Origin of the sequence: Enterobacter sp. HK-058-C-ECC, assembly GCF_047531125.1 — a bacterium.
GTDB lineage: Bacteria > Pseudomonadota > Gammaproteobacteria > Enterobacterales > Enterobacteriaceae > Enterobacter > Enterobacter quasiroggenkampii.
Window position 1 is genome coordinate 64,880 of record NZ_JBLKCH010000013.1, and the last position, 13,778, is coordinate 78,657.

14 protein-coding genes are annotated in these 13,778 nt (G+C 57.6%); 7 read left to right on the forward strand and 7 right to left on the reverse strand.

Annotated elements, in window-relative coordinates:
* Window positions 1–24: 24 nt before the first annotated feature.
* The 3 genes from ACMWJS_RS19795 to ACMWJS_RS19805 all read right to left on the reverse strand — a co-directional run bounded on the left by ACMWJS_RS19795 (window position 25) and on the right by ACMWJS_RS19805 (window position 3,814).
* On the reverse strand, window positions 25–2,148 hold the full coding sequence (locus ACMWJS_RS19795) for an alpha-galactosidase (protein ID WP_414747454.1): 2,124 nt from the start codon (window positions 2,146–2,148) through the stop codon (window positions 25–27).
* Between the two features lie 104 nt (window positions 2,149–2,252).
* On the reverse strand, window positions 2,253–3,248 hold the full coding sequence (locus ACMWJS_RS19800; RefSeq protein WP_045909099.1) for a LacI family DNA-binding transcriptional regulator: 996 nt from the start codon (window positions 3,246–3,248) through the stop codon (window positions 2,253–2,255).
* 17 nt (window positions 3,249–3,265) lie between these two features.
* Complete coding sequence (locus tag ACMWJS_RS19805) at window positions 3,266–3,814, reverse strand: helix-turn-helix domain-containing protein (RefSeq protein WP_023309744.1); 549 nt, start codon at window positions 3,812–3,814, stop codon at window positions 3,266–3,268.
* Window positions 3,815–3,916: 102 nt separating this feature from the next.
* Between ACMWJS_RS19805 and ACMWJS_RS19810 the strand changes: the two genes are divergently transcribed.
* Together ACMWJS_RS19810 and ACMWJS_RS19815 are read left to right on the forward strand one after the other, a co-directional pair.
* Window positions 3,917–4,576, forward strand: coding sequence for an AzlC family ABC transporter permease (locus tag ACMWJS_RS19810; RefSeq protein WP_045909098.1), 660 nt, complete (start codon window positions 3,917–3,919; stop codon window positions 4,574–4,576).
* Window positions 4,576–4,899: an AzlD domain-containing protein gene (locus tag ACMWJS_RS19815; RefSeq protein WP_414747455.1), complete on the forward strand. Its 324-nt coding sequence runs from the start codon at window positions 4,576–4,578 to the stop codon at window positions 4,897–4,899. Before ACMWJS_RS19810 ends, ACMWJS_RS19815 begins: the two co-directional genes overlap by 1 nt.
* A gap of 40 nt (window positions 4,900–4,939) precedes the next feature.
* Here ACMWJS_RS19815 and ACMWJS_RS19820 read toward each other — a convergent pair whose 3' ends face one another.
* Window positions 4,940–5,152: a DUF1471 domain-containing protein gene (locus tag ACMWJS_RS19820; protein ID WP_021242795.1), complete on the reverse strand. Its 213-nt coding sequence runs from the start codon at window positions 5,150–5,152 to the stop codon at window positions 4,940–4,942.
* A 114-nt stretch (window positions 5,153–5,266) separates the two neighbouring features.
* Entirely contained in the window at window positions 5,267–6,103 is an 837-nt protein-coding gene (gene fdhD, locus ACMWJS_RS19825; RefSeq protein WP_414747456.1) for a formate dehydrogenase accessory sulfurtransferase FdhD, read from the reverse strand.
* A gap of 372 nt (window positions 6,104–6,475) precedes the next feature.
* On the opposite strand from fdhD, the gene fdnG reads away from it, so the two are divergent.
* From fdnG to fdhE, 4 genes are read left to right on the forward strand one after another with little or no spacing between them, the layout of a single operon-like run.
* Window positions 6,476–9,526 carry a formate dehydrogenase-N subunit alpha gene (gene fdnG, locus ACMWJS_RS19830; RefSeq protein WP_414747457.1) on the forward strand — a complete coding sequence of 1,017 codons (3,051 nt, stop codon included), beginning with the start codon at window positions 6,476–6,478 and terminating at the stop codon, window positions 9,524–9,526.
* Between the two features lie 12 nt (window positions 9,527–9,538).
* Window positions 9,539–10,441 carry a formate dehydrogenase subunit beta gene (gene fdxH, locus ACMWJS_RS19835; RefSeq protein ID WP_008501831.1) on the forward strand — a complete coding sequence of 301 codons (903 nt, stop codon included), beginning with the start codon at window positions 9,539–9,541 and terminating at the stop codon, window positions 10,439–10,441.
* Entirely contained in the window at window positions 10,438–11,073 is a 636-nt protein-coding gene (fdoI, locus tag ACMWJS_RS19840) for a formate dehydrogenase cytochrome b556 subunit (protein ID WP_014172232.1), read from the forward strand. The genes fdxH and fdoI overlap by 4 nt, the downstream gene beginning before the upstream one ends.
* A complete protein-coding gene (gene fdhE, locus ACMWJS_RS19845) occupies window positions 11,070–11,999 on the forward strand; it encodes a formate dehydrogenase accessory protein FdhE (RefSeq protein ID WP_008501833.1) in 930 nt (309 codons plus the stop codon). The genes fdoI and fdhE overlap by 4 nt, the downstream gene beginning before the upstream one ends.
* A gap of 39 nt (window positions 12,000–12,038) precedes the next feature.
* Here the strand turns inward: fdhE and ACMWJS_RS19850 are convergent, their stop codons facing one another.
* The gene (locus ACMWJS_RS19850) at window positions 12,039–12,410 is read right to left on the reverse strand and encodes a type II toxin-antitoxin system VapC family toxin (protein WP_080347348.1); all 372 of its coding nucleotides are present in this window, start codon (window positions 12,408–12,410) and stop codon (window positions 12,039–12,041) included.
* A gap of 2 nt (window positions 12,411–12,412) precedes the next feature.
* Window positions 12,413–12,655, reverse strand: coding sequence for a ribbon-helix-helix protein, CopG family (locus tag ACMWJS_RS19855; protein ID WP_045909092.1), 243 nt, complete (start codon window positions 12,653–12,655; stop codon window positions 12,413–12,415).
* Between the two features lie 198 nt (window positions 12,656–12,853).
* On the opposite strand from ACMWJS_RS19855, the gene ACMWJS_RS19860 reads away from it, so the two are divergent.
* Window positions 12,854–13,774, forward strand: a complete 921-nt coding sequence (locus ACMWJS_RS19860; protein ID WP_414747458.1) for an alpha/beta hydrolase — start codon at window positions 12,854–12,856, stop codon at window positions 13,772–13,774.
* Window positions 13,775–13,778 lie beyond the last annotated feature (4 nt).

A 13,778-nucleotide genomic window follows, 5' to 3' on the forward strand; every position in this document is an offset into this window, starting at 1 on the left:
GGCCGGCTTCCCGGCCCGTCACCTTTACACGCGTTCAACGCCAATCAGAACGGCGGTTTCCGGATCCAGAATCGGCAACGCAATGCCCGCCTGCATCAGCCACTCGCCGCTCACCGTTTGAGGCGTTTCCATCCACGCTGGCAGCTTGCGCATGGTGTGCCCTCCCTCGCCCGTAATCTGAATATTCGGGTGATCGAGCAGCATGACGCGGTACCGCGCGCTAGCCTCCAGCCCCGCCATGCGCAGCGGCATCATCAGGCTGTAATCCGGCATCGCGAGCTGGCTGACCATAAACAGCCCCTGCGCCTTATCTTCGCTCACAATCCCCTGAGCCAGCGTGGTGGCATCCGGCATATCAATACGCCACTGGGTACCATGGTGGATCACCTCTCGCCACTGCTTGTGCAGCGCGGCGTAATGGCGATAGCCTTCGCGCTCCTGCGCGTCCACGGTGAGCGGATCCAGCTCCAGCCCCATATGGCCAAACAGGGCCGTCAAGCCGCGAAACTGGATGCTATGCTGGCGGAAGGTGGCGTGGCATTTATGATGACCGATATGCGCGCCCATCACCTCCGGCGGGAAGAAGTAGCTCATGCCGCGCTGGATGGTGCTGCGCTCCAGCGCGTCGTTGTTGTCAGACGCCCAGAAGCGGTGGCTGCGGGTCAGTACCTCATAATCAATGCGCCCACCGCCGGAGGAGCACGATTCAAACTCAATGTGCGGGAAGCGCTCGCCCAGCACGTCCAGCAGGCGGTAAAACTGGCGGGTCTGCGCGTCGGCAGCGGCTTTACCGTTGTGTCCCGGCTGCACCAGCTCGCGGTTCATGTCCCACTTCACGTAGTCGACCGCATGCTCGCCCAGCAGCCAGCTCATGCGCTCCACCAGGTAATCAAAGGCCTCCGGGATGTTGAGATTGAGCACCAGCTGGTGTCGTCCGGTCGCCTGGGGATAGCCCGGCAGCGCCAGTACCCAGTCAGGATGCGCGCGGTACAAATCGGAATCCGGATTGATCATCTCCGGCTCTACCCAGATGCCAAACTCCATGCCGAGCCGCTTGACGTGGTCGATCACCGGCGTCAGGCCGTTCGGGTATTTCTTCTCATCCAGATACCAGTCGCCCAGCGCGGCATGGTCGTCATTACGGCCTTTGAACCAGCCATCATCAATGATGAAGCGCTCCACGCCCAGGGCGGCAGCCTCGTCGGCCATGCGCATGATGTACTCCGGATCGTGGTTGAAGTAGATCCCTTCCCAGGTATTGAGGTGCACCGGGCGCGGTTTGTTTTCCGGGAAGCGTATGACGTTGTTGCGCAGGTAGCGATGGAACGGCTGGCTCATGCCGTTCAGGCCCTGCGTGGAGTAGCTGGCATACAGGTGCGGCGTCCAGAGCGTATCGCCCTCCTCAACCGCCATTTCACCCGGCAGGTAGAGCGCTTCGGCCTGCAGGTAGCGACGACCATCGGTTTTCGCTTCCGCACGCAGGCGGTGATTACCGCTCCAGCCCAGATGCACGCCCCAGACGTCACCCTGCATTTCGCTGAACGACGGCGTACCGGCAATCAGCGCCGGGAAGTGCTCGTGGGAGGTTTTACCCCGGCGGTTTTCAATCACGAAGCTGTCGTGTTCAAGCTTTACGCAGTGCGGCTGGAATTCACGGATCCAGCGTCCGTGGAAGGCCATCACCTCCTGCGCGCGCTCGGCCACCGGCAGCGTGACGGCGAAACGGTCCACCTGCCAGGGGATCGCTTTCAGATTCGTTAAACCGTGACGAACCACCAGCACGCCGCTGGCATCCAGCGCCAGCTCGCTGGTCAGGCGCAGTCCCGCATGCTCATCTTCGGCGGTTATCGTCAGGGTATTTACGCCCTGCTGCACCTGGGTAGTTTTGAACACCGGGGAACCGTCCAGCCCCTGGCGATGCCCCTCAATGCCCGGTGAGCCAAACAGGCCGTGCCCCAGCTCGGCCATCAGCGTGACCGGGGAGTCGACGTCAAGCCTGCCGTTGGCAACAGGACGCGCGAGCAGAGCAACATCTTGCGGCGAAAAGTGCCGAAGGTGAGGCCCCCAGTAGAGAATTTCGGCGAACGGATGGGTTTTAATCACCACGTCTACCGTCGTGGTTTCGAGACGTAAAACGGAATCTTGCATCAGACATCTCCTGTCATCGGGATGATCTGAGTGTTGATCCGAAACGTTTCGGATACAAACCAAAACGTTTCGGTTCTGTGATCGGGTTTAAAATTTTGCGCTATTTAAGCCGTCTGGCCCGGAGAGAATTCTGGCTGCCAGAGCACCTGAAGCTGTTCAATATCGTCGCCGTTAATCAGCTGGCGCACCATATCGGCAATCTGTTTCCCGACGCCCTGGCGGGTGGACTGGATCACCGACGCCACGTCAATATCGACGATGCTGTCCTGGGGTAGTCCGTCATAGACCACCAGTGAGACGGCGTTGTCGCCGGATAAACGCCCCATCTGCGCCAGCGCCATCGCCGCGCCGTCGCCGTGGGTGTTGCAGTCGGTGATGATGGCCGTGGGCGGCTGCGGCAGGGCAAGCAGTTCTTTCGTGATGGCATACCCGACGCGGCGCGAAGGCGGCATAGCGCGCAGCCATTCGCTGGAAAGCCCGGCTTCCCGCAGGGCATCCAGATAACCCTGACGGCGCTGGGTGATAAACGCCTGATTGTTGCTTTCGCCAAGTAGCGCGATACGCTGATGGCCTTTCTCGATCAGCCAGCGGGTAGCCTGATGCGTACCGGCGTAGTTGTCGAAATCAAACCACGCGTACGGCTGCGGGAGATGGCTGCGTCCGAGCGCCAGGAAAGGAAAACCGGCCGCCTGCAGCTGCTCAAGACGGGGATCGTGATCCAGCGTGTGTGCCACGATCAGCGCATCCACGCGGCGACTTTGCACCATGCGCATGTAGCTGTGTTTATCGGCCAGATCGTCATCGGCAATCAGCAACAAATCGATTTCATGTCGCGCCAGTTCGTGGCTAATTTCGCCGACCATGTCCATAAATACGCTGTTATTGAGCGGAACAGGATGGACCGGGAACACCAGCCCAACGGCGTCAATTTTGCCCATCTTCAGGCGGCGGGCGAAGGTGTTCGGTCGGTAACCACGGCGCTGGGCCTCTGCTTCCACGCGTGCGCGCGTCTCGGCGGAGACGTCGTCATATCCGTTGAGGGCGCGGCTGACGGTGGTGACTGACAGCCCCAGTTCTTTGGCAATGGCTTTAAGCGACATGAGTTTCCGTATCTCTGTTAGTTTTGTTCCGCCACCAGCAGCGCGTAAGTGTCTGGCTCCAGGGCCTTGAAGATATGCGGCTGGTCGGCGGGATAACAAATGTAATCCCCTGCGCCGAGCTCTTCCGCCGCGTCGAGCAGACCGACCAGCGCCCGCCCCTGCGTCACAATAATATGTTCAACCGAGCCCGGTGGATGCGGCTGTGAAATACGGTCTGCTCCCGGTTGGGTCATCAGAAGATAGACATCGCGGCGCGCGCCGGGGGGGCATGCCGCCAGTAAAATGGCTTCATAGTTAGCCTGTCCAGCCACCACTTTTGTCCCTTCACCACGGCGGATCACCTGCGTGGTCGGCAACTGTGGCTCAAGCAAACGGGCGAAAGGAATATCCAGCGCCACGCAGAGCGACCACAGCGTTTCCAGGCTAGGGTTACCGTTGCCGGACTCCAGCTGGGAAAGCGTGGATTTTGCGATCCCGGCACGGCGGGCAATTTCCGCCAGTGAAAGCCCGGTTCGCAGGCGTTCTCGCACCAGACTTTTGGCGATCAGGCTGATCGGCTGCGTCATATAACGGCCTCGCGTTCTATAAAACGAACAAATCGTTCGTCTTGAAAATCAGTTTCGTTGCGTTCATTATAATGGATACACGTTCGATATGGCTAAAATTGTATGAAGCATCATCTCTCTTGTCTGAAAGGCGACACCATAAAAGCAATCATTCTGGTCTGCCTCGCGGTGGGCGTGGTCGGAATGTCCTACGGCTCGCTGGCGATGGCCTACGGTTTCCCGGTCTGGGTGCCGTTTGTGCTCTCCATTACCGTGCTGGCGGGCGCGTCTGAGTTCATGTTTATCGGCATCGTGGCGAGCGGCGGCAATCCGCTGGCAGCTGCGGCGGCAGGTTTGCTGGTCAACGCGCGGCATGTGCCGTTTGGCGTGACGGTGCGTGAGCTGGTGGGCAAGCGCGGTCTGAGCCTGCTGGGCTGCCACATCATGAACGATGAAAGCGTGGTGTTTGGCCTGTCGCAAAAAACCGCCGAACAGCGTAAAGCCGCCTACTGGCTGTGCGGCTTAGGCGTTGCCATCATCTGGCCGCTGGGCGCGCTGCTGGGGGCCATGGTGGGCAAACTGTTGCCCGACCCGGAAACCATCGGGCTGGACGCGGTATTTCCGGCCATTCTGCTGGCATTAGTGGTTCCCGCATTTAAAAACCGTACCACGCTGATCCGCGCCTGCAGCGGCGCTGTGTTATCGCTGGCCGCCGTGCCGTTTGCCCCGGTAGGCCTGCCGGTACTGCTCTCTTTACTCGGTCTTGCCGCGAGGAAAAAATAATGGAAAACATGACGGTCTTTATTCTCAGCATCGCCATTCTTTCTGCCGGAACCTATTTAATGCGCCTTGGCGGCGCCAAACTCGGCAACCGGCTGGCGCTGTCGGAGCGTTCTCAGGCGCTGCTGTCAGATGCGGCAACGGTATTGCTGTTCTCCGTCGCGCTGGCGACCACCTTTTATGAGGGAGAACACTTCGCAGGCATGGCGCGCGTGCTGGGCGTGGCGTTTGCGGTGTTTTTGGCCTGGCGGAAAATGCCGTTAATCGTGGTCATTGTGGCCGCGGCGGTGGTGACGGCATTGCTGCGCGTGGCGGGCATAAACTAAAAAAGCGCCCCGGGGGCGCTCTTTCGACGGTGTGACTCGCTTATTTGTTCAGTTCAGCAGTCATGTGTACGCGGTTACCGGAGAATGCCTGGGTAATTTTGTACGATGATGCGCCCGCTTCCTGAGCCTGAGCCGCGATTTTCGCTTCTGCACCATCAATGGTAGAGGCGGTTGCGGTCACAGTCTGCGCAGCGAAAGAACCGAAAGAAGCAGCCAGAGCGATTACAGCGACAAAAGTTTTGATGCTTTTCATGATTTAAACCCTTTCATTAAGTTGTTTAGGTAAGGCACCGTGCCTTGATGAGATAAATACTAGACCTCATCGCGAACAACTAAAAGCGGAAGGATTTGCTAATATCATTCAAAATTACTGATCAAGTATTAATCGCTGAGGATGGGTATAAATCGTCGCCCTTCCCGGCTTGCAGAAGCCCACCAGCGTCAGGTTACAGCGCTCCGCTACCTCTACCGCCAGCGTGGTCGCCGCCGACACCGCGAACAAAATTTCCACACCGCACATGGCGGACTTTTGCACCATCTCGTAGCTGGCCCGGCTGGAAACGAGCGCCGCGCCCTGCTGCCAGACCTGACTTTCACGCGCACGACGACCGAGCAGCTTATCCAGCGCCACGTGGCGACCCACGTCTTCATGCCCACCGGCAATTTCTCCCGACGGCAATACCCACGCCGCCGCGTGCGTGCAGCCGCTCAGCTGGCCGATGGGCTGTACGTCGTTGAGATGCTCAAGGGCGGGGTCGAGGTGCGCCAGATTAAAGGTCTGAGTAAACGGCAGTGGCGCAACGGGCTTGCCAATATCGTTAAGCTGCTCAACGCCGCACACGCCGCAGCCGGTACGCCCGGCCAGCGCGCGACGGCGCTCCTTGAGTCCCATAAAGCGGCGGCTGGAGAGTTCGATTTGCACTTCAAGACCGTTGCAGGCCTGGACCACGTCCATGCCGTAGATCTCTTGCGGATGCTCGATGATGCCCTCCGAGAGGGAAAAACCGATGGCGAACAGCTCAAGATCTTTCGGAGATGCCATCATCACCACATGCGAGATGCCGTTGTAAACGAGCGCAACGGGCACTTCTTCCGCCAGAAAATCGGGCGTGGCATCGGTTATGCGGGGCGGTCGGTGTACCGACAGTTCCACAATGCCGGCAGGCAGGGGTGACGAGTGGGGATCACGGTTTTGTTTAGACACAGCGGTATTCCTGAACAACCACGGAAGCGAGCGTGCTATTGCAGCATAAACCACAGGCTGTACGCATAGTATGGATCAACTTTTCGACAACCATTCTCCTACTCATTTAGCAGGGGTGCAACCTGACACCGGCTACATCGCTTTAACATGCAGAGCTGTTAATGTGATCGATATCACACTTTATAATCAACATGGTGATAATACGTTCACTTTGTATTAACGCCATTAGAACAGCGGTACCGACAATGTGGTATTCTGATGATATCCCTCGTGGAATTGAGGGATTAACGCAAATTTTTCTCCTTTGCGGTCATTCTTCAACCGCGAAGTCAAAACTACATATGTAAGCAATGTCGAAACAAGGAGTGACCCATGCAGGTCAGCAGAAGGCAGTTCTTTAAGATCTGCGCTGGCGGTATGGCAGGCACCACGGCAGCGGCACTGGGCTTTGCGCCCGGCGTAGCGCTGGCGGAAACGCGGCAGTATAAACTGCTGCGCACCCGTGAAACCCGTAATACCTGTACGTACTGCTCTGTCGGTTGCGGGCTGTTAATGTATAGCCTCGGCGACGGTGCTAAAAACGCCAAAGCGTCTATTTTCCATATCGAAGGCGACCCGGATCACCCGGTTAACCGCGGCGCATTATGCCCGAAAGGGGCCGGTCTGGTGGACTTTATCCACTCCGAAAGCCGTCTGAAATTCCCTGAATATCGCGCGCCGGGTTCCGACAAATGGCAGCAAATCAGCTGGGAAGAGGCGTTTGACCGCATCGCTAAACTGATTAAAGAAGACCGCGATGCCAACTTTGTTGAGAAGAACGCCGACGGCGTCACGGTCAACCGCTGGCTCTCCACCGGGATGCTGTGTGCTTCTGCTTCCAGTAACGAAACCGGTTATTTAACCCAGAAATTTACGCGCGCACTCGGTATGCTCGCGGTCGACAACCAGGCGCGTGTCTGACACGGACCAACGGTAGCAAGTCTTGCTCCAACATTTGGTCGCGGTGCGATGACCAACCACTGGGTCGACATCAAGAACGCCAACCTCATTGTGGTGATGGGCGGTAACGCCGCTGAAGCGCACCCTGTCGGGTTCCGCTGGGCGATGGAAGCCAAAATCCACAACGGTGCGAAACTGATTGTGATCGATCCCCGCTTTACGCGTACTGCGTCAGTGGCGGATTTCTACACCCCTATTCGTTCAGGTACTGACATCACTTTCCTGTCAGGCGTACTGCTGTACCTGATGACCAACGAAAAATACAACCGCGAATACACCGAAGCCTATACCAACGCCAGCCTGATCGTGCGTGAGGATTACCACTTCGAAGATGGCCTGTTCAGCGGTTACGACGCCGAAAAACGCAAATACGATAAAACCAGCTGGAACTACGAGCTGGATGAGAAAGGCTTTGCGAAGCGCGACACCACCCTGCAACACCCGCGCTGCGTGTGGAACCTGCTGAAAGAGCACGTCTCCCGCTACACGCCGGAGGTTGTCGAAAACATCTGTGGTACGCCGAAGGCGGACTTCCTGAAGGTGTGCGAGCTGATCGCCGAAACCAGCGCGAAAGATAAAACCGCGTCGTTCCTGTACGCCCTCGGCTGGACGCAACACTCCATCGGCGCGCAGAACATCCGTACCATGGCGATGGTTCAGCTGCTGCTCGGCAACATGGGGATGGCAGGCGGCGGCGTGAACGCCCTGCGCGGTCACTCCAATATTCAGGGTCTGACCGACCTCGGCCTGCTGTCTCAAAGCCTGCCGGGTTACATGAACCTGCCAAGCGAGAAACAGACCGATCTGCAAACCTACCTGACGGCCAGCACGCCTAAACCGCTGCTTGAAGGCCAGGTGAACTACTGGGGCAACTATCCGAAGTTCTTCGTCTCGATGATGAAAGCGTTCTTCGGCGATAAAGCGACGGCGGAAAACAGCTGGGGCTTTGACTGGCTGCCGAAGTGGGACAAAGGCTACGACGTTCTGCAGTATTTCGAGATGATGCACCAGGGCAAAGTGAACGGCTATCTGTGCCAGGGCTTTAACCCGGTGGCCTCGTTCCCGAACAAGAACAAGGTTGTTGAGTCTCTGTCGAAGCTGAAGTTCCTGGTGACGATTGACCCGCTCAATACCGAGACCTCGACCTTCTGGCAGAACCACGGTGAATCGAACGACGTCGATCCGTCGAAGATTCAGACCGAAGTGTTCCGTCTGCCGTCTACCTGCTTCGCGGAAGAGAACGGGTCTATCGTTAACTCCGGACGCTGGCTGCAGTGGCACTGGAAAGGCGCGGACGCCCCGGGCATCGCCATGAACGACGGCGAGATCCTGGCCGGAATCTTCTTGCGCCTGCGTAAGATGTACGCGGAAGAAGGCGGCGCGAACCCGGAACCGGTCCTGAACATGACCTGGAACTACTCGACGCCGGAAAACCCTGCGCCAGAAGAAGTGGCGATGGAGAGCAACGGTAAGGCGCTGGCGGACGTTATCGACCCGGCCACCGGCACCGTACTGGCGAAGAAAGGCGATCAGCTCAGTACCTTCGCGCACCTGCGCGATGACGGTACCACGTCAAGCGGCTGCTGGATCTTTGCCGGTAGCTGGACGCCGAAGGGCAACCAGATGGCCAACCGCGATAACGCCGATCCGTCAGGCCTTGGCAATACGCTGGGCTGGGCATGGGCATGGCCGCTTAACCGCCGCATCCTCTATAACCGCGCATCCGCTGACCCGCAGGGCAACCCGTGGGATCCGAAGCGTCAGCTTCTGAAGTGGGACGGTGCGAAATGGGGCGGCGTGGATATTCCGGACTACAGCACTGCCGCACCGGGCAGCGACGTTGGGCCGTTTATCATGCAGCCTGAAGGGATGGGACGTCTGTTTGCTATCGATAAGATGGCGGAAGGTCCGTTCCCGGAACACTACGAGCCGTTTGAGACGCCGCTGGGCACCAACCCGCTGCACCCGAACGTGGTCTCTAACCCGGCAGCCCGTATCTTTAAGGGCGATTTCGACGCGCTGGGTAAAAAAGACAAGTTCCCGTACGTGGGTACCACCTACCGTCTGACCGAGCACTTCCACTACTGGACCAAGCACGCGCTGCTTAACGCCATCGCGCAGCCGGAACAGTTTGTGGAGATCGGCGAGAAGCTGGCGAACAAGCTCGGGATTGCCCATGGCGATACCGTGAAGGTCTCCTCTAACCGCGGCTACATTAAGGCCAAGGCGGTGGTGACCAAGCGTATTCGCACGCTGAACGTTCACGGTCAGCAGGTGGATACCATCGGTATTCCGATTCACTGGGGTTATGAGGGCGTGGCGAAGAAAGGGTTCATTGCGAACACCCTGACGCCGTTCGTCGGTGATGCGAACACGCAGACGCCGGAGTTTAAGGCCTTCCTCGTGAACGTGGAAAAGGTGTAACGGAGACGACTTATGGCTTATCAATCTCAAGACATTATCCGTCGTTCCGCGACTAACGGTTTCACGCCCGCGCCTCAGGCGCGGGACCACCAGCAGGAAGTGGCGAAGCTTATCGACGTGACGACCTGTATCGGCTGTAAAGCTTGTCAGGTGGCCTGCTCTGAGTGGAACGACCTGCGTGACGAAGTGGGTCACAACGTCGGGGTGTACGACAACCCGGCAGACCTGACCGCCAAGTCCTGGACGGTGATGCGTTTCTCGGAAGTGGAGCAGAACGACAAACTGGAATGGCTTATCCGCAAAGACGGCTGTATGCACTGTGCGGATCCGGGCTGCCTGAAGGCATGTCCGTCAGAAGGGGCTATCATTCAGTATGCCAACGGCATCGTCGACTTCCAGTCCGAACAGTGCATCGGCTGCGGCTACTGCATCGCGGGCTGTCCGTTCGACGTACCGCGCCTGAACCCGGAAGACAACCGCGTCTACAAATGCACCCTGTGCGTGGACCGCGTTACCGTCGGCCAGGAGCCTGCATGCGTGAAGACCTGCCCAACCGGCGCGATCCACTTTGGCTCCAAAGAGGATATGAAAACGCTGGCAGCAGAGCGCGTGGGCGAGCTGAAGACCCGTGGTTACGACAACGCGGGCCTGTACGATCCGGCCGGGGTTGGCGGTACGCACGTGATGTACGTGCTGCACCACGCCGACAAGCCGAATCTGTATCACGGCCTGCCGGAGAACCCGGAAATCAGCGCCACCGTGAAGTTCTGGAAAGGCATCTGGAAACCGCTGGCAGCGGTGGGCTTTGCTGCCACCTTCGCAGCGAGCATCTTCCACTACGTCGGCGTCGGTCCGAACCGCGCGGAAGAGGAAGACGACAACCTGCATGAAGAGAAAGACGAGGTGCGCAAATGAAAAAACGTGACACCATCGTGCGCTACACCGCGCCGGAACGCATCAACCACTGGGTCACCGCCTTCTGCTTCATGCTGGCGGCGATAAGCGGGCTGGGGTTCTTCTTCCCGTCCTTCAACTGGCTGATGCAGATCATGGGGACACCACAGCTGGCGCGCATTCTGCACCCGTTTGTGGGCGTCATCATGTTCGCGTCGTTCATCATTATGTTTTTCCGCTACTGGCACCATAACCTAATCAATCGGGATGATATCTTTTGGGCGAAGAATATTCGTAAGATCGTCGTCAACGAGGAAGTGGGTGACACCGGGCGTTATAACTTCGGCCAGAAATGCGTATTCTGGGCGGCGATTATCTTCCTGGTCCTGTTGCTGGTGAGCGGCGTGATCATCTGGCGTCCGTACTTTGCGCCTGCTTTCTCAATCCCGGTGATCCGATTCGCGCTGATGCTGCATTCATTTGCCGCAGTGGCGTTAATTGTGGTTATCATGGTGCATATCTACGCCGCCCTTTGGGTGAAAGGCACCATTACCGCGATGGTGGAAGGATGGGTAACCAGTACGTGGGCGAAGAAGCATCACCCGCGCTGGTACCGTGAAGTCCGCCAGAAACAGGAAAAGTCATCTGAATGAGTATTCGCATAATCCCGCAAGATGAGCTGGGGTCGAGCGAGAAACGCACGGCGGATTATATTCCGCCGTTGTTATTCCCCAGACTCAAGAACCTCTACAACCGCCGCGCAGAGCGTCTGCGCGAGCTGGCAGAGAACAACCCGCTGGGCGATTTTCTGCGTTTTGCCGCACTGGTCGCCCACGCGCAGGAAGTGGTGCTGTATGACCACCCCTTGCAAATGGATCTGACCGCGCGCATCAAAGAAGCCAACGCGCAGGGCAAGCCACCGCTGGACATTCACGTCCTGCCGCGCGACAAGCACTGGCAAAAGCTGCTGCATTCGCTCATTGCCGAGCTGAAGCCGGAGATGAGCGGTACCGCGCTGGCGGTCATTGAGAATCTGGAAAAAGCGTCCGAACAAGAGCTGGAAGAGATGGCGAGCGCGCTGTTTGCCTCTGACTTCTCGCTGGTCAGTAGCGATAAAGCGCCGTTTATCTGGGCTGCGCTGTCGCTTTACTGGGCGCAAATGGCGAGCCTGATCCCGGGTAAAGCGCGCGCCGAATACGGCGAAGCGCGCCAGTTCTGCCCGGTCTGCGGCTCAATGCCGGTTTCCAGCATGGTGCAAATCGGCACCACGCAGGGGTTGCGCTACCTGCACTGCAACCTGTGTGAAACCGAGTGGCACGTGGTGCGCATCAAGTGCAGCAACTGCGAACAGACCCGCGATCTGAACTACTGGTCGCTGGAAAATGAAGACGCGGCGGTGAAAGCCGAAAGCTGCGGCGACTGCGGCACTTACCTGAAGATTCTGTATCAGGAAAAAGACCCGAAAGTCGAAGCGGTGGCCGACGATCTCGCCTCGCTGATTCTGGACGCGAAGATGGAGCAGGAGGGCTTTGCCCGCAGCTCGATCAACCCGTTCCTGTTCCCGGGTGAAGGGGAGTAATTCCCTGTGACAGTGCCGGGCGGCGCGTGCTTGCCCGGCCTACAATTGATAAGGTAAAACCACCCCGGCAATCCCCTGAAAGTCTTTGGTATTCCGGGTGATTAACGGGCAATTTCTGCTTTGGGCAGTCGCTAAAATAATGGCATCCGGCAGTTTCATGCCATGCTTCTCACGGAGCACGACGCTTCTTTCTGCGATCTCTCGGGTTACATCGATAACCTCAAATGCGCCCATTACCGCCGCGGTTTTCGCTTCGTGGCCATGTTTGCGCGCCCCTACCATGACTTCCATCCATGTGATTAGACTGATTGACCGGTGCGATGCTGTGTTTTCGATCGTATTTGCTGCCTCGACGCGATTGTTGAAAAGGTCGATCAGGATATTGGTATCAAAAACCGCCATGTGTTCCATCACTACCACTCCTCACGCAGCTTGCGCTCATACTCTAAACCATCTTCTTGCTGGTTCCCCCAAAGACCAAGCGCATCACGGATAACGGACGAGCTTTGCTGATCGAGATACTGCTCAATTGCTTCACGCAGTAATTCGGCACGAGGTTGGTTACGCAGCTGTTTGAGGTTATCGAGACGTTGAATAACGTCATCCGACAAATCGATCAGAATTCTGCCCATGTTAAGCTCCGCCAGTAAACTCATATATCACCTCAGTATATCACCATTGTCTATTTTCAAGGCAACATACGCTTTCTCTCAGTAGGGTTAAAGTCCCTGGCAATAGTTAGCCTTCCATTTGCGAGGCGCTTTCCAGATTGTTGCCCTCAACACTATTCTTGTTTTCTTTTGAATCAAACCAGGCTATAAAACTGTTCATCCATACAGTAAAAGGGATTATTCATGGCGCTGGAACAGGGTATTGCACAGCTGGTTCAGGGGTTTATCGCTGCAGGTCGGCCCTCGTCACGTCGCCAGAGCATTGAGGTGCGACGAGCAGGCTATATTGCCAGCACGGGGCTTGCCGGGGAGACCGAAACGCGCGTTCAGGTGGAGACGCTTGTTCTTGAGGGTCTTACCATTCGGGTATTTTCACCTCTCAATGCACCTGAACTATTGCCTGCTGCCATCTACTACCACGGCGGATGCTTTATCAGCGGCGGCTTTGATACCCATGACAACCAACTCCGTCAGTTAGCCTGCTACGGCAACTGCCGGGTGATTGCGATTCAGTACAGGCTGGCGCCGGAGCATACTTTCCCCGCCGCACATGACGATGCGGAAAGAGGTGCAGATCTGGTCTGGCACTATGCGGACAAACTGGGCGTGGATAAAAACCGGATCACCCTTTGCGGAGACAGCGCAGGGGGACATCTTGCGCTGGTAACGGCGCTGCGGCTTAAGGTTAAAGGGTTGTGGCAACCTGCGCAGCTCATTCTCATCTACCCCATGCTCGACGCCACGGCCAGTTTTGAAAGCTATGCCCTCAATGGCACGGATTACATCATCACCCGCGATACCCTGCTCAGTGGGTATGAAATGTACCTCGCTGACACCGACCGCCAGCACCCCGAAGCAAGTCCGCTGTGGCGCGATGATTTTTACGGTCTTCCGCCTGTGCACGTTATTACCGCAGAGTACGATCCGCTCTGCGATGAGGGCGAAATGTTGTTCCAGCATCTGACGGAGCAGGGTGTGAAGTGTACCGCTCAGCGCTGGCTGGGCGTCATCCATGGCTTCTTTCAGCTTGGCGGCGTTAGCCAGTCAGCGCGAGACGTTATGCGGGATGTCGCCGGGCGGATTCAGCACACCCGGGGAGCGTGAACAG

Bases quoted from the DNA above. Each gene is read 5' to 3' on its own strand.
- ACMWJS_RS19810 (WP_045909098.1), top strand. From the start codon at position 3,917: ATGAAGCATCATCTCTCTTGTCTGAAAGGCGACACCATAAAAGCAATC.
- fdoI (WP_014172232.1), top strand. From the start codon at position 10,438: ATGAAAAAACGTGACACCATCGTGCGCTACACCGCGCCGGAACGCATC.
- ACMWJS_RS19815 (WP_414747455.1), top strand. From the start codon at position 4,576: ATGGAAAACATGACGGTCTTTATTCTCAGCATCGCCATTCTTTCTGCC.
- ACMWJS_RS19850 (WP_080347348.1), bottom strand. From the start codon at position 12,410: ATGGAACACATGGCGGTTTTTGATACCAATATCCTGATCGACCTTTTC.
- fdxH (WP_008501831.1), top strand. From the start codon at position 9,539: ATGGCTTATCAATCTCAAGACATTATCCGTCGTTCCGCGACTAACGGT.
- ACMWJS_RS19855 (WP_045909092.1), bottom strand. From the start codon at position 12,655: ATGAGTTTACTGGCGGAGCTTAACATGGGCAGAATTCTGATCGATTTG.
- ACMWJS_RS19860 (WP_414747458.1), top strand. From the start codon at position 12,854: ATGGCGCTGGAACAGGGTATTGCACAGCTGGTTCAGGGGTTTATCGCT.
- ACMWJS_RS19800 (WP_045909099.1), bottom strand. From the start codon at position 3,248: ATGTCGCTTAAAGCCATTGCCAAAGAACTGGGGCTGTCAGTCACCACC.
- ACMWJS_RS19820 (WP_021242795.1), bottom strand. From the start codon at position 5,152: ATGAAAAGCATCAAAACTTTTGTCGCTGTAATCGCTCTGGCTGCTTCT.
- ACMWJS_RS19795 (WP_414747454.1), bottom strand. From the start codon at position 2,148: ATGCAAGATTCCGTTTTACGTCTCGAAACCACGACGGTAGACGTGGTG.
- ACMWJS_RS19805 (WP_023309744.1), bottom strand. From the start codon at position 3,814: ATGACGCAGCCGATCAGCCTGATCGCCAAAAGTCTGGTGCGAGAACGC.
- fdhE (WP_008501833.1), top strand. From the start codon at position 11,070: ATGAGTATTCGCATAATCCCGCAAGATGAGCTGGGGTCGAGCGAGAAA.